This is a genomic window from Capsulimonas sp., assembly GCF_039929585.1.
Lineage (GTDB): Bacteria > Armatimonadota > Armatimonadia > Armatimonadales > Capsulimonadaceae > Capsulimonas.
Genome location: NZ_JBDSQY010000039.1, coordinates 1 through 19,801, shown reverse-complemented (window position 1 = coordinate 19,801; position 19,801 = coordinate 1). Strand labels below are relative to the sequence as shown.

At 60.6% G+C, this 19,801-nt stretch carries 15 protein-coding genes; 8 read left to right on the top strand and 7 right to left on the bottom strand.

Annotated features, from left to right (window positions below; translation table 11 throughout):
* Nucleotides 1-69 precede the first annotated feature (69 nt).
* The gene (locus tag ABIZ35_RS02385) at nucleotides 70-3,138 is read left to right on the top strand and encodes a tetratricopeptide repeat protein (RefSeq protein WP_348218270.1); all 3,069 of its coding nucleotides are present in this window, start codon (nucleotides 70-72) and stop codon (nucleotides 3,136-3,138) included.
* Nucleotides 3,139-3,329: 191 nt separating this feature from the next.
* Here the strand turns inward: ABIZ35_RS02385 and ABIZ35_RS02380 are convergent, their stop codons facing one another.
* Nucleotides 3,330-4,292 (bottom strand): D-2-hydroxyacid dehydrogenase, encoded by a 963-nt coding sequence (locus ABIZ35_RS02380; protein ID WP_348218269.1) that lies wholly within the window; start codon nucleotides 4,290-4,292, stop codon nucleotides 3,330-3,332.
* Nucleotides 4,293-4,563: 271 nt separating this feature from the next.
* On the opposite strand from ABIZ35_RS02380, the gene ABIZ35_RS02375 reads away from it, so the two are divergent.
* A complete protein-coding gene (locus ABIZ35_RS02375; RefSeq protein ID WP_348218268.1) occupies nucleotides 4,564-5,220 on the top strand; it encodes a hypothetical protein in 657 nt (218 codons plus the stop codon).
* 82 nt (nucleotides 5,221-5,302) lie between these two features.
* On the opposite strand, the gene ABIZ35_RS02370 is transcribed toward ABIZ35_RS02375, so the two are convergent.
* The 5 genes from ABIZ35_RS02370 to argS all read right to left on the bottom strand — a co-directional run bounded on the left by ABIZ35_RS02370 (nucleotide 5,303) and on the right by argS (nucleotide 10,822).
* On the bottom strand, nucleotides 5,303-5,443 hold the full coding sequence (locus ABIZ35_RS02370; protein ID WP_348218267.1) for a hypothetical protein: 141 nt from the start codon (nucleotides 5,441-5,443) through the stop codon (nucleotides 5,303-5,305).
* 3 nt (nucleotides 5,444-5,446) lie between these two features.
* Nucleotides 5,447-7,510, bottom strand: coding sequence for an NAD(+) synthase (locus tag ABIZ35_RS02365; RefSeq protein ID WP_348218266.1), 2,064 nt, complete (start codon nucleotides 7,508-7,510; stop codon nucleotides 5,447-5,449).
* 29 nt (nucleotides 7,511-7,539) lie between these two features.
* Nucleotides 7,540-8,124 carry a DNA-3-methyladenine glycosylase I gene (locus ABIZ35_RS02360; RefSeq protein WP_348218265.1) on the bottom strand — a complete coding sequence of 195 codons (585 nt, stop codon included), beginning with the start codon at nucleotides 8,122-8,124 and terminating at the stop codon, nucleotides 7,540-7,542.
* Nucleotides 8,121-8,888, bottom strand: coding sequence for a hypothetical protein (locus ABIZ35_RS02355; RefSeq protein ID WP_348218264.1), 768 nt, complete (start codon nucleotides 8,886-8,888; stop codon nucleotides 8,121-8,123). Before ABIZ35_RS02355 ends, ABIZ35_RS02360 begins: the two co-directional genes overlap by 4 nt.
* Before the next feature lie 182 nt (nucleotides 8,889-9,070).
* Nucleotides 9,071-10,822 (bottom strand): arginine--tRNA ligase, encoded by a 1,752-nt coding sequence (gene argS, locus ABIZ35_RS02350; protein WP_348218263.1) that lies wholly within the window; start codon nucleotides 10,820-10,822, stop codon nucleotides 9,071-9,073.
* 173 nt (nucleotides 10,823-10,995) lie between these two features.
* Here argS and ABIZ35_RS02345 point away from each other — a divergent pair, with 173 nt between their 5' ends.
* Together ABIZ35_RS02345 and ABIZ35_RS02340 are read left to right on the top strand one after the other, a co-directional pair.
* Nucleotides 10,996-11,334, top strand: coding sequence for a metalloregulator ArsR/SmtB family transcription factor (locus ABIZ35_RS02345; protein WP_348218262.1), 339 nt, complete (start codon nucleotides 10,996-10,998; stop codon nucleotides 11,332-11,334).
* Entirely contained in the window at nucleotides 11,331-13,070 is a 1,740-nt protein-coding gene (locus ABIZ35_RS02340) for a SulP family inorganic anion transporter (protein WP_348218261.1), read from the top strand. The genes ABIZ35_RS02345 and ABIZ35_RS02340 overlap by 4 nt, the downstream gene beginning before the upstream one ends.
* A 36-nt stretch (nucleotides 13,071-13,106) precedes the next feature.
* Here ABIZ35_RS02340 and ABIZ35_RS02335 read toward each other — a convergent pair whose 3' ends face one another.
* Complete coding sequence (locus ABIZ35_RS02335; protein ID WP_348218260.1) at nucleotides 13,107-13,682, bottom strand: hypothetical protein; 576 nt, start codon at nucleotides 13,680-13,682, stop codon at nucleotides 13,107-13,109.
* Nucleotides 13,683-13,879: 197 nt separating this feature from the next.
* Here ABIZ35_RS02335 and ABIZ35_RS02330 point away from each other — a divergent pair, with 197 nt between their 5' ends.
* From ABIZ35_RS02330 to ABIZ35_RS02315, 4 genes are all read left to right on the top strand, one after another.
* Entirely contained in the window at nucleotides 13,880-15,490 is a 1,611-nt protein-coding gene (locus tag ABIZ35_RS02330) for an efflux RND transporter periplasmic adaptor subunit (RefSeq protein ID WP_348218259.1), read from the top strand.
* A gap of 76 nt (nucleotides 15,491-15,566) precedes the next feature.
* On the top strand, nucleotides 15,567-18,773 hold the full coding sequence (locus ABIZ35_RS02325; protein ID WP_348218258.1) for an efflux RND transporter permease subunit: 3,207 nt from the start codon (nucleotides 15,567-15,569) through the stop codon (nucleotides 18,771-18,773).
* Nucleotides 18,770-19,276 (top strand): MarR family winged helix-turn-helix transcriptional regulator, encoded by a 507-nt coding sequence (locus ABIZ35_RS02320; protein ID WP_348218257.1) that lies wholly within the window; start codon nucleotides 18,770-18,772, stop codon nucleotides 19,274-19,276. The genes ABIZ35_RS02325 and ABIZ35_RS02320 overlap by 4 nt, the downstream gene beginning before the upstream one ends.
* A 7-nt stretch (nucleotides 19,277-19,283) precedes the next feature.
* On the top strand, nucleotides 19,284-19,745 hold the full coding sequence (locus ABIZ35_RS02315; RefSeq protein WP_348218256.1) for an EVE domain-containing protein: 462 nt from the start codon (nucleotides 19,284-19,286) through the stop codon (nucleotides 19,743-19,745).
* Nucleotides 19,746-19,801 lie beyond the last annotated feature (56 nt).

Genomic DNA, 19,801 nt, shown 5'->3' with positions numbered 1-19,801 from the left:
TTGTCTTTTCAGACTTGCCGTCATTATCCCAGGTGAGCGTTATTGTAACGTTCCGGTTTGGGAGGAATATTGTTTCGACGAGTCGAAGGCGTATTCCGAAGCGTCTATTCCGTGACGCCCTCCCGTATTGAGGACCCGATCATGACCGCACCCGAGATCGTTAACAAAGATCTCACTCTCACGCTATTTGGGCCGATGCAAGTACGCGTCCAAGACCAGCCATTGCCCCCGCTGCGATCGCGCAAAGCCCTGTCGCTGCTGGCGCTGCTCGCGCTGCGCCACGGGCGGCCCGTCGGTCGCGCCTGGCTTGCCGAAACGCTGTGGCCGGACACAGATCGGGACCGGGCGGCCGCCAGCCTGCGTGCGGTTCTGAGCGAATTGCGCCAGGCGCTTGGCGCTCAAGCCGGGCATTTACAGTCACCCCACCGTCATACACTTTGTCTGGAATTGACGGGCGTGGATATTGACGTCACCCTTTTCGATACAGCGATCTCGGCAAATACTCCAACGTCTTTGGAGCGAGCGATCGCGCTCTATCAGGGGTCGCTGCTGGAGGGATTGACCGAAGAGTGGGTAGCGTCGGAGCGCGGCGCGCGCGAACAAAGCTGTCTTCGCGCTTTGGAGACGCTGGCGGAGGCCGCGCAGGCCGCCCAAGAGTTCCTCGCCGCCACGGGCTACTGGCGGCGCGCCGTGACCTTGGCGCCCTGGTGGGAGACGGCGCGGCGCGGGCTGATGGAAGCCCTGGCGCGGGATGGCGAAACGAACGCCGCCTTGGAAGTTTACCGAGAGTTTCTCGAACTGCTCCAGGGAGACCCAAACGCCGCGCCAGATGAACGGACCAGCGCCCTGTACGCACGCCTACGCAAAGAATCGCGGCAGGCGCGCTTGTCCGTCAAGGCGCCAGGAGCGGAACCACAAGACGACGCCGCGCCGGTGATCGCCGGTTTCCTGCCCCACCCGCTCACCGAGTTGGTCGGCCGGGAGGGCGAGCAGCGAAAAGCGGCCAGCCTGCTGCGGCGATCCCGTCTGGTGACGCTGACCGGGCCGGGCGGGATCGGCAAAACACGGCTGGCGCTGGCCGTCGCCGCCAAAGCCGCCCCGGACTTCCCGGGCGGGGTATGGCTGATTTGCCTGGAAGCGCTCTCCCAGCCGGACCGGGTGGCGCCGCAAATCGCCGCCGTGCTGGGCGTGCGTCAGGAAGCGGGCTGCACCCTGCTGGAAACCCTCGCCGAGCATCTGCGCGCAAAGCGCGTTCTTCTGGTGCTGGACAACTGCGAGCACCTTCTGGAAGCATGCACGCAGGCTGCCGGGTATCTCCTGCAAAACAGCGCGGGTATGAAAGTCCTCGCCACCAGCCGGACCGCCCTGGGAATCACCGGCGAAGCGGTCTGGGCGGTCCCCTCGCTCTCGGTCCCGATCCCAGAAATGCTGACTGCGGAGGAGACTGATCCCGAGCAATTGCTGCTCCAATATGAAAGCATTCGGCTTTTCGTGGAGCGTGCGCAGGCGGTCCATCAGTCGTTTGCGTTGACGCCGGGGAATGCTCCGGCCGTGGCGCAAATCTGCGCTCGCTTGCAGGGCGTTCCGCTGGCGATTGAGCTGGCCGCCGCCCGGATCAAGGCGATGACCCCGGCCCAGATTGTCGAACGCCTGGACAATCAGCTGGGCTTACTTACCGGCGGCAGCCGCGAAGCGCTGCCTCGTCGGCAAACCTTGCGCGCGACCCTGGACTGGTCGCACGCGCTGCTCAGCATCCAGGAACAACTCATGCTCGCGCGGCTATCGGTATTCGCCGGCGGCTGGGCCTTGGAGGCGGCGGAGCAGGTCTGCGCGGGGAATGGGATCGGACGCAGCCAGGTCCCGGATTTGCTGACGGGCTTGGTGGACAAATCTCTTGCAGTGTTTGAAATGCGCGATGAGCAGACTGGAGGCCGTTACCGTTTCCTGGAAACGATGCGGCAATATGGCGCGGAAAAGCTCGGCGACGGCGCCGGGGCGGAAGCCGTTCGAGATCGGCATTTCGACTGGTGCATGACGCTTGTGAGCGATCGGTATATGTCGGGGCCGGAAGCGGAGAGTAATCTGCGGCGCATCGAACGGGAGCACGACAATCTGCGGGCGGCGCTGGCCGGGTGCGCGAGAGACCCGAAGGGAGGGGAAGCCGGACTGCGTCTGGGAGGCGCGCTTTGGCCGTTCTGGTACACGCGTGGCTACAGCGCAGAGGCGCGACAGCATTTGCAGCGGATTCTGGATCATCCGGGAGCGCAGGAAGCAACCCCGGAACGAGCGCTCGTGCTGAATGCGGCCGGGACAATATCCAATCAGCTCAGCGATTATCCCACCGCAAGGGCTTTGCTGGAGGAAAGCCTGAGCATTCGGAGGCAGTCGGGCAACAAGGTTGCAACCTCTTCGGCGCTCAACAGTCTGGGCAATGTCTATTACGCCTTGGGGGAGTTAGACGAAGCACAAAAAAGATACGAAGAGGCGCTGCGCCATGCTCGGGATGCGGATCGTGCGCAGCATATCGCCTGGTCTTTGACCTGCCTGGGCGACTTAGCGCAGGCCCGGGGCGAAAGCGCGGAGGCCGTGCGGATTCACGAAGAAGCCCTGGAAATCCGCCGGGCCGGGGGCGATCAGCACAGCATCGGTTTTTCTCTGATGAAACTCGCGGAAGCCGTTTGTGACCTCGGCGACTGCGACCGCGCTCAGCAGTATCAGGAAGAAGCCCTGCGCCTCTTTCAGGAATTGGGGAGCAAGCTGCACATCGCCTGGGTGCTGAACGGCTTAGGCGACATCGCGTATGCGCGTGGCGACTTCTCCGAAGCGCGCGCGTTTTACAAAGACAGCCTGACACTCTTCCAAGTGGCGGAGGACTTAGATGGGATTGCAGAGGATCTGGACGGGATTGCCTCTGTATCACTGGCGCAGGGAACGCCAACAAGCACCACGCGTCTCTGGGGCGCCGTCGCGGCGCTGCGGGAGAGCGTCGGGATGGTCGTCTCACCCAACGACCGCGCCAAGCTCGACGCCCGGATGGCCCAGGCCCACGCGGCGCTCGGCGATAACGCCTATGGCGCCGCGTGGGAAGACGGCCGCCGCCTGCATTGGAAGCAGGCGATGGTGGAGATTATGAATTGAGCGATCTACACGGAGATGGGCATTCTGTCGCAGGCCGTGGCAGAATGCCCATCTCCGTCTAGATCGGACTCAGACCATCGCGGAAGGCAGGCAGAGAACGAAGAACCAGAGAGCGCCAAACACGCCGCCAACGCCGCTGCCTTCGGGATAATACCGCCCAGACTCAGATCGTGCTTTGTGATGGTCTTGTGTCAATAACCGCGGGCAATATCCACGACGTTTTCCAATGGCTCGCCAGCGGCGAAGCGGCGAAGATTTTCTAAAAAGATCGCCCGCTGACGCTCGCGTAATCCCGGCGACCACCCCGAAGAATTATGCGGAGCAATGTGGACGTTATGCAAATCCCACAGCGGGCTGTCCGCAGACAGCGGCTCTTTGGCGAAAACATCCAAGCACGCACCGGCGATCCGCCCCGCCTGCAATGTCTCAATCAGTGACGGCTCATCGATCAGGCTGCCGCGCGCGATATTGATCAGCCACGCCGCCGGTTTCATCTTGGCGAGCTGATCGGCGCCGATCAAAGCGCGCGTCTCATCGGTAGCGGCTGCGGCGATCACCACATAGTCGCTCGCTTCCAGCAGACGATTCAGGCCGTCTTCGCCGGTCAAAACTTCGTCGATATTCGCGACGGGTTCGGGCTTGCGGCGCAGGCCGATGGTGTTCATTCCAAACGCCTTCGCGCGGGAGGCAACCCCCTGCCCAATCGGTCCCAAACCGATAATCCCCACGGTCGCGCCGTACAGTTCATCTTGAATCTCGGACTTCCAGACATGCTGGCGCTGGCTCTCCATCAGCTGCGGCATGCGACGCGCGACGAGAAGTACCCACGCCATCACGAACTCGGAGATCGCGATCTCGAACGCTGGTCCGGAGTCGGTCAGCACCAGCCCCGGCTTGTCGCGCACGCCGGCGGGGCGCAGAACGTGATCGACGCCCGCACTCGCCGTGTGCAGCCAGCGAATCTTAGGTCCATCGGCGACGAGTTGTCCGAATCGATTCCCCCCAACCCAGCGCAGCACTCCCTCCGCTTCGTCCAGCCCCTCGACATGCGTCTCAGCGTCCTCCGAGTATGGGTGCAGCGTGACATTCGGAGCGAGGCGCCGAGCCTCTGGGAGCAGCCGTCCATACAGCATTTCCGGCACAAGAACGATCATCGAGTCTCCTTTTCAAAATTGCGAAGGCTGGCGAACGTCCTGCTCAGAACATTCCCCAGCCTCCAGTCGCCCAGTCAGCTTGCCTTTTGTTGACTTTCCTTATGGGGAAAGTCTGCTGTCAGAATTATACTGCCCTCTAAGAATTTCTGTCAACCAGCCAGACTGGGGCAAATAGTATGTGCTTGCATGGTGAAAGAAGTAACCGTATAATAGAGAAAAAAAGCAATCATCGATGTTTCCGGATCGCCCCTTCTCCGCTGAGTAGTATTTTATGAACCTTCTAAAACGCCTGCTAGGCAAACAATCCGTCGACGATGAGCCAATCGCGAGCCAACAGGAATCCTTTGAGTGGTGGCGTAGAGCCGTCGGCGAGGGAACAGGCGTCACTCCTCATTTACTATCGGCCTGCGACGAACTGCCCGGATCATCCGGACCGTTTGGGGAAAGCGCCGACAGCCCGATCCCCGTCAACGGTCCCGATGGGGAAGTGATTTACCTCAACCAACTGCGCTGTAAAAACGGATGCGGTTTTCTGTGGCATCGCATAGGCTCCAGTACGACTGCGGGGCCGTCCAAAAACCTCGATATCTACGAGCTCGTCGCGCTGGACGCTTCGGAATGGCGGCGATTGTACTTCTCCATGCACCATCCCAGACGTTCGACACTCACGCCGGCCGGGCTTCATCTTCGCTCTTGGAAGTCTCTGTCGGATATTGAGCGAGTGTTCGCAAAATGCACAGGCTTCGGCAGCACTTCCTACGTCGAGAATTTCCCATTCGGCATGCCCGACGCTGCGGCGCGGGATGACCAGCTCAATAGCATCAGTCCGGGAGTTGGAGCAAGCGTGGCGAAACGTGTCCAGGACACATTACGCCAAAGCGAAGGAAAGTGGAGCCGTCCCCCGAATTTCCCACCCAGCTCCACGTAAGATAGCCGGCGAGTTCATTCTGCCGGCTAAAGGCTTACGTTATTGATGTGACGCACGTCGTGCCCGGCGATTGAAATCGCGGCTAAAAATGCACGATGTGCCCCTGCGGGCACTCCAGCAGAGCGTCTTCGAATGCGTTTACTTTCTGGAGTCGGCGGAGGCCGACATCGTGCACTTCTAGCTGCGATTTCAATCGCCAGTCGTAGAGTTTGAGTAACATCAAGCCCTAATTCGTGTCTGGCACATTCGCCGCCAGCTCATCCATCCACACATTCGCCTCGGAATCGCTCGGGGCGCGCCAGTCGCCGCGCGGGCTGAGCGAGCCGCCGCTGCCGACTTTGGGGCCGTTGGGGATGCAGGATCGTTTGAACTGGCTGGTCTTGAAGAACTTGTATAGGAAGATCCCGAGCCACTTCTTGATCGTCGACAGATCGTACTCGCTGCGCTTGGAAAGATCGAAGCCGGCTGGCCAATCCCCGTGTGTTTTGTCGGACCAGGCGTGCAGACTGAGGAAGGCAACCTTGCTTGGGCGGAAGCCGTAGCGGGTGACGTAGTAGATGTTGAAGTCCTGCAATTCGTAGGGGCCGATCTTCTGCTCGGTGCTTTGCGCGGGCTTGTCTTTGTTGTCCGCGTCGTGCGGGACGAGTTCGGGGGAGATTTCAGTATCGAGGATCGACTGGAGCGTGTCGCTCGTCGCGGCGTCGAACTGCTGCGATCCGATCACCCAGCGCAGCAGGTGCTGGATCAGCGTCTTGGGCACGGAAGCGTTCACGTTGTAGTGCGACATATGGTCGCCCACCCCATAGGTACACCACCCCAGCGCCAGTTCGCTCAGGTCTCCCGTCCCCAGCACAAAGCCGTCGTGGAAGTTCGCCAATCGGAACAGATGCGAGGTGCGTTCGCCCGCCTGCACGTTCTCGAAGGTGATATCGTAGACCGGCTCGCCGCCGATAAAGGGGTGGCCTAAGTCGCGCAGCATTTGCAGGCACGACGGCTTGATGTCGATCTCGTGCGCTGTCGTCCCAAGCGATTCCATCAAGGCGCGCGCATTCTTCAGCGTGATGTCGCTGGTCGCAAAACCGGGCATCGTGAAGGCGAGGATGTTCTTGCGTGGCAGTCCTAAACGGTCCATCGTGCGGGCGGCGACGATCAGTGCATGCGTTGAATCCAATCCTCCCGACACACCGATCACGATTTTTTGTAATCCTGTACTTGCCAAACGCTTCATCAGACCATGGACCTGGATGTTGTACGCCTCGAAACAGCGCTCATCGCGCACCGCCGGGTCGTTCGGCACAAACGGGAAGCGCTCGACACTCCGCAGCAGGCCGATCTCACCTTCGGGGATTTGGAACGCGAACTCCACTTGACGGATTTCTCTGAGTTTCTCCCGATAATCTCCCACGGTGTCATGGAAACTGCTCAGCCGCATCCGATCCTGCGCGAGACGCTCTAGATCGATGTCCGCTGCGATGATCTGCTCATCCGCTGAAAAGCGCGTCGATTCCGCCAGAAGCTCGTTGTTCTCGTAAATCAGCGCATGACCGTCCCAGGCGAGATCCGTCGTCGATTCGCCCGGCCCCGCCGCCGAGTACAAATACGCCGCCACGCAGCGACCCGACTGCGACGCGCATAAATCGCGCCGATATTCGGCTTTTCCAATCGTGATGTTGCTCGCGGAGAGATTGGCGAGCACGGTCGCTCCAGCCAGGGCGCCGAAGGTGCTGGGCGGAACGGGCGTCCAGACGTCCTCGCAAATCTCGACATGGATCGCAAAATCGCGCACGTTCGACGCCTGGAACACGATGTCGCTGCCAAACGGAACGCGCTGCCCAAGCAGTGTCACCTCCCGCGCAACGGCTTCACGCGCCGCCGCGAACTGCCGCTTCTCGTAAAACTCCCGATAATTCGGCAGGTACGACTTGGGAACAATCCCTAAGATCGCCCCTCGATAGATGACGACCGCGCAGTTGAACAGCTTGCCTTCAAAGCGCAACGGCGCGCCCACAAGAAGAACCGGGGTCAGCGTTTTGCTCTCTTCCACGACCTTCCCGACCGCCACAATCGTTGCATCAAGAAGGGCATCCTGATGGAAAAGATCGTCGTTGGAGTAGGCCGAGAGGCCCATTTCAGGAAACAACGCCACAGCGGCGTTCAGCTCCGACGCACGCCGGGCGAGCCCAAGAGTATGCTCGGCATTGTATACGGGGTCCGCGACGCGGACATTGGGGATGCAAACGGCGGCGCGGATGAAGCCGTGGGAATAGATCGAGTGGAATATGCCTGTCATGGAAGTAGTTTATCCGAATGGGGTAAAAATTACGCTGTATGGGGGGATTTTTTTGCCGTGCGGCGCACGCAGTCGTCCATGTGATCGTCCACCATCCCGACAGCTTCCATGTAAGCGTAGCAGATCGTGGAGCCAACGAATTTGAAGCCACGCTTCATCAGGTCTTTGCTGAGTGCGTCGGAGGTCGGGGTCTTCGTCGGGAGTTCGGAGGGTGAGGCGTAGTGGTTGACGATGGGCGCGCCGTCCACGAAGCGCCAGAGGTAGGCGTCGAAGCTGCCGAACTCCTGTTGGACGGCCAGAGTTGCTTTGGCGTTGCCAACCGTCGCCGCGATCTTGCCTCGGTGACGGATCACGCCCGGATCGAGGACGATCTCCTCGATCCGAGCGTCGTCGAATGCGGCGACTTTGGCGATATCGAAACCGTTGAACGCCTTCTGATACCCAGCGCGACGGCGCAGGATCGTCGCCCAGCTCAGGCCCGCCTGCGCGCCTTCGAGAGTCAGCATCTCAAAGAGGCGTATGTCGTCGTGTACGGGAACACCCCACTCCGTGTCATGGTATTCGATCATCTCCGGGCTTTGCGCCCAGGAGCATCGAGTGACAAGATCGGTCATGGCTTGGGTTCCACCGGCTCTTCCACGACTTCCACTTCCTCAAGCTCCTCTGCCTCTTCACCAAGCTCTTCTTCGTCGTCCTCTTCCTCATCGACGTCGCCGTAGCCGTCGATCCACTCTCCGCCTTCGGGGCCGTCCATCACATAGTGATAGCCGTCCGGACCGACCCGGTCTTCGAGGCGCAGAAGAATTGCTTCGATATTGTCGTGCGGTCCGGGGATGAAGAGCGGCTTGCCTTCAGGACCACCGGACGGAATCTCCGCAGGTGAAGCGTCGGGGTCCGCCCCAGCCAGCATTCGGGATGCTAGCCGATAATCCGAGTTCGGACGGAAGCCGAACTGCGCCGCGTACTCCACCGCCGAACGCAGGATCTTGGCGATCAAATTGATATCGGCGGAAATCATCGGCTGACTTTCCAGCACGGAGGTCCGCAGTTCGCTGTACGCCGAATGCGACTCGAACATCTGCACAAATGAATTCTTGACGCCCAGCAGTCCCAGATCGACCAGATAAATGCCGACAGCGATCCGTCCGTTCGGTCCTTCCCGCGAGACGAGCGCCTGAATGATCTGGCCTTCCTCATCCCACGCCTCGGTCAGATACGTTTCGAGAATCGGCCACGCGAACGCCGCCTCGATCTGCGACTTGGAATCCAGCCGCGCCGGCTGGTTCTGCGACTGCCGGCGCAGCTGCGCCGCCTTCTCCTTGCGCTTATTCGACTTCTTTTGCAGCGCCTTCTGACGCTGCGCGGGTGACTGAGCCATGGTTATTCTCCGGGTTTGTTGTTTGGGCGCGTGGCCCTCACCCCCCAACCCCCTCTCCCAATTCTGGGAGAAGGGGAGTCAGAGGGTATTTGTTTTTAGAATTTCGGAACCGAATATCTCTATCTTAATCTGGCTCCCCCTCTCCCAAACTTGGGAGAGGGGGTTGGGGGGTGAGGGCCTCCCTACAGTCGATCCACCGTCGAAATCCCCAGCAGCGAAAGTCCCAATTGCAGCGTCCGCGCCGTCAAATCCGCGAGGGCCAGGCGCGACGTGCGCGTAGGCTCCTCGGCGTTTAGCACCGGGCAGTTTTCGTAGAAGTGGTTGAACTTCTGGCTCAGCTCGAACAGATAGGTGCAAAGGCGGCTTGGCAGGAAGTCCTCGGCGATCCGGGCGAGCACGTCGTCGAGTTCCAAAAGGTGCTTGGCGAGATCGCGTTCGGAGGGTTCGACGATGTGAATGTTGTCGAGACCCGCCAGCGATGCGAAGTCCACATCGCCCTTGCGTGCGATGCCCTGCACGCGGACATAGGCGTAGAGCATGTACGGCGCCGTATTGCCCTGTAAGGCGAGCATCTTGTCGAAGCTGAAGACGTAGTTGCTGCCGCGATTGACGCTGAGATCCGCATACTTTACAGCCGCAATCCCGACCTTGTCGGCGAGATCCGCCTTAAACTCTTCCGTCTCCTCACGGCCTTCGGAGTCCAGCCGTTCGTCCAAATGAGCGCGAGCGCGAACGACGGCTTCGTCCAGCAGGTCACTGAGCTTGACGGTTTCGCCCGATCGGGTCTTGAACTTCTTGCCGTCCTCGCCCTGCACCAGACCGAAGGGGACGTGCACCATGCGGACATCGTCCGGCAGCCAGCCGGCGAGCCGGGCTACGGCGAAGACCTGCGCGAAGTGATCGGACTGGCCGATGTCGGTCACGATCACCACACACTTGGCGTGGTCTTCATTGATTCGATAGCGCACGGCGGCAAGATCGGTCGTGGCGTAGTTGTATGCGCCGTCGGTCTTGCGAATGATCAGCGGCAGCGGGTTGCCTTCTTTGTTCATGAACCCATCGACAAAGACGCAGAGGGCGCCGTCGCTCTCCGTCAGCAAGCCCTGGGCTTCCAGGTCCTCGACCACGGCGGGCAGCAGCGGGTTATAGAACGACTCGCCGCGCTCGGTGATCTTGATATCGAGCGTCTGATAGATCTTCTCAAAGGCGACGCGTGATTGGTCGCAAAGCAGCTTCCAGGCGAACAGGCTCTCGGGATCGCCGCTCTGGAGCTTGACGACTTCGCGGCGCGCACGCTCCTTGAACTCGTCATCGGTGTCAAAGCGCAGCTTGGCGCGCTTGTAAAAGCCGACCAGGTCGCCGATATCCAGCGTGCTTGCGTCGGTCAGCGCGGACGGCTGTGTGTCGCGCAGAAACGCGATCAGCATACCGAACTGCGTGCCCCAGTCACCGACATGGTTCAGGCGCAGGACATCATGTCCTAAAAACTCATAGATGCGCGCGATGCTGTCGCCAATGATCGTCGAGCGCAGATGGCCGACGTGCATCTCCTTGGCGATGTTTGGCCCGGAGAAGTCCACGACCGTGCGTAAGGGCTGCGCAGCCGGCGCCACGCCCAGGCGCGTGTCGGCATAGGTCGCGTTGAGCGTCGCGTCGAGATAAGACGTCTTCAGCTTCAGATTGATGAAGCCCGGCCCGGCGATGGTCGGCGTCTCGCAAAAATCGTCCAGCTGAAGCTCGGCGACAATGCCCTCGGCGATGGCGCGCGGCGGCTTACCAACGGCCTTCGCGAGCTGCAAAGCGACGTTGACTTGCAGATCGCCGAACTGCGGGTTGCTCGCCGGCAGGACCTGCACATCAACGCCATCGACGCCGTGCGCCCGCGCGACGGCTTCCTGAAATCGGGTTCGTAAGAGTGAAAGTGTTGCAATCATAGATGCGTTATTGTAGCCGATTGAGATGAAGATTGTCGACATCTTCACGAGACCCAAGCGGCGCTGCCCGTCAAACGCAAATGCAATTTCGAAATTTCGAAATTACTTACGGTATAATAAGCATATCATTTCCCTTTCCATTGACAGCCGGGGAGCCAAGAAAGGCGCGCATCATGACGAACGCGTTACGACAATTCAAGGCCGCTGTGTTTCAGGCCCTTGCGCACCCCACGCGCATCGCGATCCTGGAGCTGCTGCGGGACCAGGAAGTCGCGGTGAGCGTGATTCTCGAACGAATCGGCCTGGAGCCGGCAAATGCGTCGCAGCATCTCGCGGTCCTGCGCGCCCGGCATATCGTGACCAGCCGCAAGGAAGGCAACCAAGTCTTCTATTCCATACGCGATCCGATGATCGTTGAAATTCTGGACATTATGAGAAACTATTTTGAAGTCCATTTGGAAGAATCCATGGCCGTTCTGAAATCCGCGCAGCTGGAAGAGAGCGTGGAATGAACGCAAATACCCGCCACAAGGGCGCGAAGCCATCGGATCGCTGGACCCCCAAGAGCATTCTCTGCTTTCGAACCTATACGCGGCAAAATTTCATCGCCGATTTGGTCGCAGGGCTGACCGTCGGGCTCGTCGCGCTGCCGCTCGCCATGGCCTTTGGGATCGCCAGCGGGGTGACGCCGCAGGCCGGCATTTACACCGCCGTCGTCGCGGGATTTCTGATTTCGGCGCTCGGCGGATCGCGCACCCAGATCGGCGGACCAACGGGCGCGTTCGTGGTCATCGTCGCGGGCATCATCGCCAAATTCGGACTGTCCGGACTATTTATGGTGACGCTGATGGCGGGAGTCATACTGATCTTGATGGGCGTTACGGGCCTGGGCTCCGCAGTCAAGTTCATCCCGCGCCCTGTCACCATCGGCTTCACCAACGGAATCGCCCTGCTGATTGCGTCGACACAGATCAAGGATTTTCTGGGGCTGAAAACGCCCGCCGTTCCCAGCGAGTTTCTCGGGCGTATGGAAGTGCTGTGCGCCCATATCGCGACCGCGGACTGGCGCACGCTGCTGGTAGGCGGCGTTTCGCTGGGTTTGATTCTCCTGTGGCCTCGCGTCACCAAGAAAATCCCGGGCTCTATTGTGGCGATGCTGCTCGGCACGCTGATCTGCGCTGGCTTTCACATCCCGATTGAGACGATCGGCTCCAAATTCGGAGGCATCCCTACCGGGCTTCCCCATTTCATGGCGCCGCATTTTCGGCCTGAACTCATCCTGCCGCTGCTGCCCTCCGCGGTCGCCGTGGCGCTGCTCGCCGCTGTGGAGAGCCTGCTGTCGGCGGTCGTGGCGGACGGTATGAGCGGCGACAAGCATAACTCCAACGTCGAGCTGATCGCGCAAGGGATCGCCAACATCGCCTGTCCACTCGTGGGCGGAGTGCCGGCGACGGGAGCCATCGCGCGGACTGCAACGAACATCCGCGCGGGCGCCGTGTCGCCGGTCTCGGGAATAACGCATGCTCTTACGCTCCTGCTGATCCTGCTGGTGGCGGCGCCGCTGGCAAGATATATCCCGCTGGCGACGCTCGCCGCCGTTCTGTTCGTGGTCGCTTACAATATGGGAGAATGGAGGGAGATCGCGATCATCTGGCGCCTCTCCCGCGCGGACAAAGCGGTCTGGATCGTCACCTTCGCGCTCACGGTGCTGGCGGACCTGACGGTGGCGGTAGAGGTCGGCATGGTTCTGGCCGCGCTTCTGTATATTCAGCGCGTCTCGCAAACGACGACCGTGTCCACTGTCACCGATGAGTATATTCGCGCTGGGCGCGCGCATATTCTGCAGGACAAGATCGTTCCCGCCTATGTTTCCATCCTGCGCATTCATGGTCCGTTCCTATTCGGCGCAGCTGAAAAACTAGCGGACGAAACCGCCGACCTGCGGGATCTCGCGCAAGTCGTGGTGCTGCGCCTGCGCAATATGACGGCGATCGATGCAACAGGGCTGCATGAATTGGAGAAGTTCGCGGACCGCCTGCGCGCCTCGGGCCGCACGCTGCTGCTCTGCGGAGCGCGCGATCAGCCCGAGCAGCTGCTGACGCAGTCCACATTCGTCCAGCGTGTCGGATCGGAGAATATTCTGCCGCATGTCGACGCCGCTCTGACGCGCGCCCGAGAAATCGCGGAAAACTTTGGAGGCGTGGGGGAAGAGACCGCACGAGATTTCCAAACTCATGCGCCAGTATAGCGCCGGCGCCGATTGCGTCGCTACCGATCAGCGCGCTCAGAACAACACTGGCGGTGGACCGTTTTCTGAGACGCGGCGCAGCGACTTCAGCCACTCATGCTGTACTACCTCCAAACCATGAGACATGGAGCGGTGCAGGAGACGAGGAACAAATCCCGACAACGTCTCTTCGACGCGCACCAGACAGCCGCCGCTGTCTTCCATCAGCAGCCACTCCTGAAACCCGTCCAGCCACAGCCCCTCCACCCTCCAGCCGATTCTTGCGTAAGGCAGGTAATCGGTTACCGTACTCAAAAGAGTATAGTTGCTGCGGCGCCATTGAAACGACGTGCCCAGCATCAACTCCGTAGCGGCGGGATCCAAAAGAATAATATCGGAAAGATATGGATTGTATCGCGACCATAGCTGTACATAAATCAGCCAGTGCCAGATGATTGCCGGCGAAGCAGAAATGTACAGCTCATGAAAATTATAGACCGGCGCCTTTTCAGGCGTCAAATCAGGCGGCCATGGAACCGGCAAGTGCGCGCTGCTCATCCCAGTCTCCTGTCTCAGCATCACCAGCAGCGCTTTGGAAAGATCGAACGCGGCCCGAAGGAATACAATACACACGGTTTCTCATGAATACGAATACCCAAGTTTAAAAGATCCGCGCTTGTGTCTGAACATCTTTATGAAAGATGTCGTCTGAGACAATAGAAAGTCAACGATTAGCTTTCTATAACTATACCCTTGCCTGTTGCAATTACGCATATACTTAAGGTACATTAATTATTAATTCGCGAGATCTCACATTTAGATTGGCTTCCATGAAACGTATAATCCCAATAGTCATCGTCGTTGTCCTGATCGGAGCGCTGATCGTCTGGCGATTGAACGTCAACAAGGCGGACGCGACGAAACTGCAATCCGATCGTGGACGCGGCGCCGCAGTCGTGGCGGCCTCCAAGGCCACGGTGCGCGATATCGTCAAGACATTCCAAACAACGGCGAATATTGAATCGCCGCAGACTGTGAAGCTTTCGCCCAAAGTCGCGGGACAGATCGTCATGCTGGCCCTCCACGAAGGCGATTCCGTGCGGCGAGGCCAGATCGTGGCGAAGGTGGATGACACCGAGCTTCAGGCCACCGTCCGCAAGCAGGTCGCCACGGTGGCGCAGGCGCAGGCGCGGCTTCTTCAAGCGCAGGCGACCCAAAACACCGTTGGCGTCGGCGTCGGCACGCAGATCCAGCAGCAGGCGGCGGGCGTCGCCGCCGCGCAGGCGGACTACGCTCAGGCCCGTCAGACCTACAATGCGCAAGTGGCGACGGCCGACGCGGCCGTTGCGGACGCGCAGAGCAAAGTCGGGGTGGCGGATGCCCAGATCGCCAACGCGCAGGCCGGCGTGCGCAGCGCGCAGGCGAACTACGACAACGCCAACACGCAATTGACGCGCACGACTTCGCTGCTTCAGCAGGGCGCCGTCGCGCAGCAGGAGGCCGACACAGCGCGCACCACAGCCGCCGTGCAGAAGGGCAACGTCGATGTCGCAATCGCCCAGCTAAATTCCGCGAAAGCCAGCCGGGCCTCCGCGCAGTCCCTGCTCGAATCCGCGCGCCATCAAGCCCAGATCGTACGGACAACGCAGAAGACGACCATCGCGTCCTCGCTGACCAAGGTCACGCAGGCGCAGGCGGCTCTGCGAAACGCCAAGGCGAATACTACCCAACCGGCCGCATACCGGGCCAATCTGACCGCGCTGCAGGCCGATGTCGCGTCGGCGCAGGCGGATCTCACCAATGCGCGCGCACAGCTCGCTCAGACATCCCTGATCTCCCCCATCGACGGCTTCGTCTCCGCGCGCTACGCGGACCCAGGCACGCTGGCCTCCCCCGGCTCACCGGTGCTTGCGCTCCAGGCGCTGCGACAAGTGTGGGCCACGATCGCCGTTCCGCAGGAGCAGATCCGGCATATCGGCGTCGGCCAAAACGCCGAAGTCACGGTTGATTCGCTCCCCGGACGGAAATTGACGGGGCGCGTCATTCAAGTCAATCCCTCGGGTGATCCGGCCAGCCGTGACTTCACGGTGCGACTGGCGATGAACAACGGAGACGGCGCGCTCAAGCCCGGTATGTTCGCCCGCGTCTCACTGATCACCGAGTCTTACCCCCACGTGACCACCATTCCCCCAGAAGCCGTGGAGAAGGATCAAGACGGCTCGTTCGTCTGGCTTATCACTCCCGACGGCAAGCTTCAGCGCACTCCCGTGCAGACTGGCGCAAGCAGCGCCGCCGCCGTGGAGATCACAAAGGGAATCCAGCCTGGGGATCAGGTCGTCACGGTCAGCGGCGGACGGTTGAAGGATGGGCAGGATGTCAAGATCAACAGTCCGACGGAGATCAGTAACAAGAAGGGCGGCGGCAAAAAGCGCCGCGCCTAACTTGGATATCTGTTGGACATTGCCGATTCGATCGATTTAGAAATAAGCACGTTGTTTTAGAAACGAGCCAGTCGTTATGAGTATCGCCAGAGTTTCCGTCACCCGCCCCGTTGCGGTCACAATGCGTATCGCCGCGCTGGTACTGCTGGGCGCGGTTTGTCTGAGCAAGCTGCCGGTGGACCTGCTGCCGAACGTCTCCATTCCGACCGTCGCGGTCGTAACTCAGTGGCCAAACGTCTCTCCCGAGGAGATTGAGACGGAGCTGACGCGCCCGATCGAGGAGGCTGTCTCAGCCACCCCAGGCGTCGCCACCGTCACCTCCTCCAGCACTCTGGGCAGTTCGACGGTGCGTATCCAGTTCGGATGGGGCACGGATGTCGGACAGGCCGCCATTGACGTTTTGCAAGTCGTGGAGCGAGCGCGCCAGCGGCTCCCGAACGACCCGACCATTCAGTCGCCGACCGTCTTTAAGTTCGACCCGTCTCAGCAGCCGATTCTGGTTTACGGCGTCAGCGGGATCGACGATCCCGTCAAGCTGCGCACCCTGCTGGAAAACGAAGTCTCCCCGCTTGTCGAAGCGGCGAACGGCGTCGCCTCGGCCGTCACCACCGGCGGCAACACCCGATCGATTTTGGTGAACGCCGATCCGGATCGGCTCCGCGCCTATGGACTGGGGATCGACGATATCAGCAAGCGGATCATGCAGGAAAATTTGAACCTGCCGGCCGGCATCGCCAAGCAAAGCAATACCGAACTCACCATCCGCAGCCTGGGCTGGTTCGACAATCCGTCACAGATCGCGCAGGTCCCGATCAAATCCACGAACGGGCGCATCGTGACCGTCGGCGATGTCGCAACCGTCACGGATTCCCAGCAGGAGCAGCGGCTCTTCACGCGACTTAACGGGGCGCTTGGCGCGGGAATTATCATCAGCAAGCAAAGCGGCTCCAACACGATTGAAACGGCGAAGTCCGTGGAGGAGAAAGTCGCGGAAGCCGAGAAGCGCTACCCACAACTCAAGTTCAGCAAGGTTTACGATCAGTCGCAGTTTATCGACGTCGCCATCACGGACCTGAAGATCAACGCCGTTCTTGGAGGCGCGCTGGCGATCATCATTCTCCTGTTCTTCCTGCGCAGCATCCGCAGCACACTGGTTGTGGCGATCTCCATTCCCATCTCGATTTTCTCAACCTTCACATTGCTGTACATGTGCGGCTTCACGCTGAATACGATGTCTCTGGGTGGTCTGGCGCTCGCAACGGGGCTTATCGCAGACGACGCCGTTGTTGTCCTGGAGAATATCTACCGGCACTTTGAGCGAGACAAAGTGAGACCCGCAGACGCGGCGATCGCGGGGACGAACGAGATCATGTCGGCGGTCTTCGCCTCCACGATCACGGTCATCGTCGTGTTCCTGCCGCTGCTGCTCATTAAAGGGCAGACCGGGCAGATGTTCACGCAGTTCGCGCTCGTTGTCATCTTCTCCATCTCGATTTCTCTGCTCGACGCCGTGACGGTCGTGCCGATGCTTGCATCGCGCCTGATGAACGACAGCGATCACGATCCGGCGAAACGGTCGCACAGCCCTCTGCAAAAGATGTTCGACAAATTCGGCGGCTGGTTCGACGCGCTGGACAACTCTTACCGGCGCGGACTGACCTGGACGCTGCGCCATCGCCCAATCGTAATCGTCGGCGTGATCGGCGTGACGGCGCTGAGCTTCCTGCTGGTCCCGCACATTGGAACAGAGATTATGCCGCAGACCGACAGCGGCGATATGCAGATCAACGTCAAACTGCAGCCGGGAACGGCGCTGGCGACCACGGACAAAGTGATCCAGAACATCGCGGCGGCGGCGAAAAAGAATGAGAATGTGGAGCAGGTCTTCGCCGCCTCGGGATCGGGATTGAGCCTGCGCGGCACGAGCGCGGCAATGAACGGAAACCAGGGCGCGCTGATGGTGCGCCTCAAAGAAGACCGCAAACAAAAGACTGCGGATGTCGTCGATGACATGCGCAAGCAGTTCATGGGCTTCCCTGGCGCCCGTGTCAGCGTCAGTCAGGTCGATGTGGTCTCGCGCATCCTCACAGGAGGAAACAGCAATGTCGAGGTGGATGTCTTCGGAAGCTCCATCCCGCAGCTTTCCAGCATCGGTCAGGATATCGTGGCGAAGCTTCGCTCGGTTCCTGGCATGAGCGGCGTGGATGTAAACTGGCAGGAGTCTTCCCCGGAAATGCAGTGGAAGATCGATCGGGACAAGGCCATCCAGCAGGGCGTGACGTTCGAGGATATCGCCACCACGCTCGGCGCGGCGACCAACGGCTCGATCTCGAGCTACTACCAGGAAGACGGCTTCCAGTACCCCATTGTCGTGCAGGTCCCGGAAGAAAAGCGGCGCACCGAGCAGCAGCTCAATACCCTGCCGATCACCCCGACGCTCGCTGGCGCGACTCCGCACACGATCATGCTTCAGCAAGTGGCTCACCCGGAATACAATCAAGGACCGGGCGAGATCACGCGCCAAGACCGGCAGCGCTATATCGCCATCACCGGCACGCCGCAGGGACGCTCGACGGGCGATCTACAAAAAGACATCTCGGCGGCTTTGAAAGGTTACCAGATGCCGCAGGGCTACTACTGGGATTGGGGCTATCGGCAAAAGCAGCAGGCGCAGGAATTCGGCGGCATGGGCATTGCCGTAGCGCTCGCCATCGCGCTGATCTACATGCTGCTCGCCGCGCAATTCGAGTCGTTCGTCCACCCATTGACCATTCTGTGCTCCGTCCCCGTGGCCGCCGTCGGGGTGCTGCTCGCGCTATTCTTAACGGGACGATCGTTTGGCCTGACGGCGCTGATCGGCGTCCTGATGCTGGTGGGCATCGTCGTCAAAAACGGGATCCTCTTGGTAGAATATACGAACGTATTGCGCTCCCGGGGCTATAAACGCGACGAAGCCGTATTAGAAGCCGGCCCCACCCGTCTGCGCCCCATCCTTATGACGACCAGCGCCACGGTGCTCGGCATGATGCCGATCGCGCTGGAGCTGGGCAAGGGTTCGGAGACCAACGGACCGATGGCGACCGCCGTGATCGGCGGCCTGCTGACATCGACCATCCTGACCCTGTTCGTCGTTCCCACTGTCTACACGCTGTTCGACGACCTGGGCCGTCGGTTCCGCAAGAACGACAAAGACCTTTCCGCTCCGGTGCTGGTGGGACCGACCCCAGCAGCGGTAGGCGACGGATCGCTGGCGGCAGAGCCGTCAGAAAGACTGGAAGTATGAACGCCCCCGCCGACCCCGCCCGAGAAGCGCTGACCGATCAGGCGCGGCAGCTTGAAGACCTGCTGCCGCGCCTCAATCGCCGCCTCTTCGAGATCCCCCCGGGCGACCCCACGGGGGATCTTCCCCTCGCCCAGCTTCGCGTCTGCGGCTTTCTGCTCGGCGGTCCCTCCGGAATGACCGCGCTCGCCGAAGAGCTGGACATTTCGGTCAGCGCCGCCACGCAGCTTGCCGACCGCCTGGAGCGAGCCGGTCTCGTCCAGCGGATCCCCGACCCGATCGACCGGCGTATCCGCCATATCTCCCTCACGCAGCATGGTGTGGATGTGATGGAGACACGCCAGCGCCGCCGTATCAGCCGTGTGCGGGAAGTACTCTCACAACTGGACCAGGACGAGTGCGCCGCAGCCCTCAGCGCTCTCACGACGCTGCTGGACGCCAGCCGCCGTATTCCCAGCGCACAGGACCTTCATGAAGGATCGCAGAGCGCCGGCGAGCGAGTATAATATTCGCATGGCAAATTATTGGCTTGTGAAAAGCGAACCGACGTGTTACTCCATCGACGAACTGGCGCAAGACGGCTCGACCCACTGGGACGGCGTGCGCAATTACCAGGCGCGCAACTTCATGCGCGACGGCATGAAGCTGGGCGACAAAGTCCTCTACTACCACTCCAACTGCGACCCACCCGGCATAGTCGGCGTCGCCGAAATCAGCCGCGAGGCGTACCCCGATCACACCGCCTGGGACCCAACCAACGATCACTTCGATCCGAAGTCCACCCCCGACAAACCGATTTGGATGATGATGGAGATCAAGTTCGTCTCTAAGTTCCTGCGCGAAGTGTCGCTCCCGGAACTGAAGGCGACCGAGGGCTTGGACGGCTTGGTCGTGATCCAGAAAGGCTCGCGCCTGTCGGTTCAGCCGGTGAGCGAAGCGCATTTTGAGTTGATTTGTGGGATGGGCGGGTTGTGAAGACCTATCCCGGACTCGGCCCCGAGTGACCTACCCCCGCGCTTCGCGCGAAGCGC

Excerpts from the sequence above, each read along its gene's own strand:
- ABIZ35_RS02380 (WP_348218269.1), bottom strand. The coding sequence starts at position 4,292 with ATGATCGTTCTTGTGCCGGAAATGCTGTATGGACGGCTGCTCCCAGAG.
- ABIZ35_RS02375 (WP_348218268.1), top strand. The coding sequence starts at position 4,564 with ATGAACCTTCTAAAACGCCTGCTAGGCAAACAATCCGTCGACGATGAG.
- ABIZ35_RS02365 (WP_348218266.1), bottom strand. The coding sequence starts at position 7,510 with ATGACAGGCATATTCCACTCGATCTATTCCCACGGCTTCATCCGCGCC.
- ABIZ35_RS02360 (WP_348218265.1), bottom strand. The coding sequence starts at position 8,124 with ATGACCGATCTTGTCACTCGATGCTCCTGGGCGCAAAGCCCGGAGATG.
- ABIZ35_RS02355 (WP_348218264.1), bottom strand. The coding sequence starts at position 8,888 with ATGGCTCAGTCACCCGCGCAGCGTCAGAAGGCGCTGCAAAAGAAGTCG.
- argS (WP_348218263.1), bottom strand. The coding sequence starts at position 10,822 with ATGATTGCAACACTTTCACTCTTACGAACCCGATTTCAGGAAGCCGTC.
- ABIZ35_RS02345 (WP_348218262.1), top strand. The coding sequence starts at position 10,996 with ATGACGAACGCGTTACGACAATTCAAGGCCGCTGTGTTTCAGGCCCTT.
- ABIZ35_RS02340 (WP_348218261.1), top strand. The coding sequence starts at position 11,331 with ATGAACGCAAATACCCGCCACAAGGGCGCGAAGCCATCGGATCGCTGG.
- ABIZ35_RS02330 (WP_348218259.1), top strand. The coding sequence starts at position 13,880 with ATGAAACGTATAATCCCAATAGTCATCGTCGTTGTCCTGATCGGAGCG.
- ABIZ35_RS02325 (WP_348218258.1), top strand. The coding sequence starts at position 15,567 with ATGAGTATCGCCAGAGTTTCCGTCACCCGCCCCGTTGCGGTCACAATG.
- ABIZ35_RS02320 (WP_348218257.1), top strand. The coding sequence starts at position 18,770 with ATGAACGCCCCCGCCGACCCCGCCCGAGAAGCGCTGACCGATCAGGCG.
- ABIZ35_RS02315 (WP_348218256.1), top strand. The coding sequence starts at position 19,284 with ATGGCAAATTATTGGCTTGTGAAAAGCGAACCGACGTGTTACTCCATC.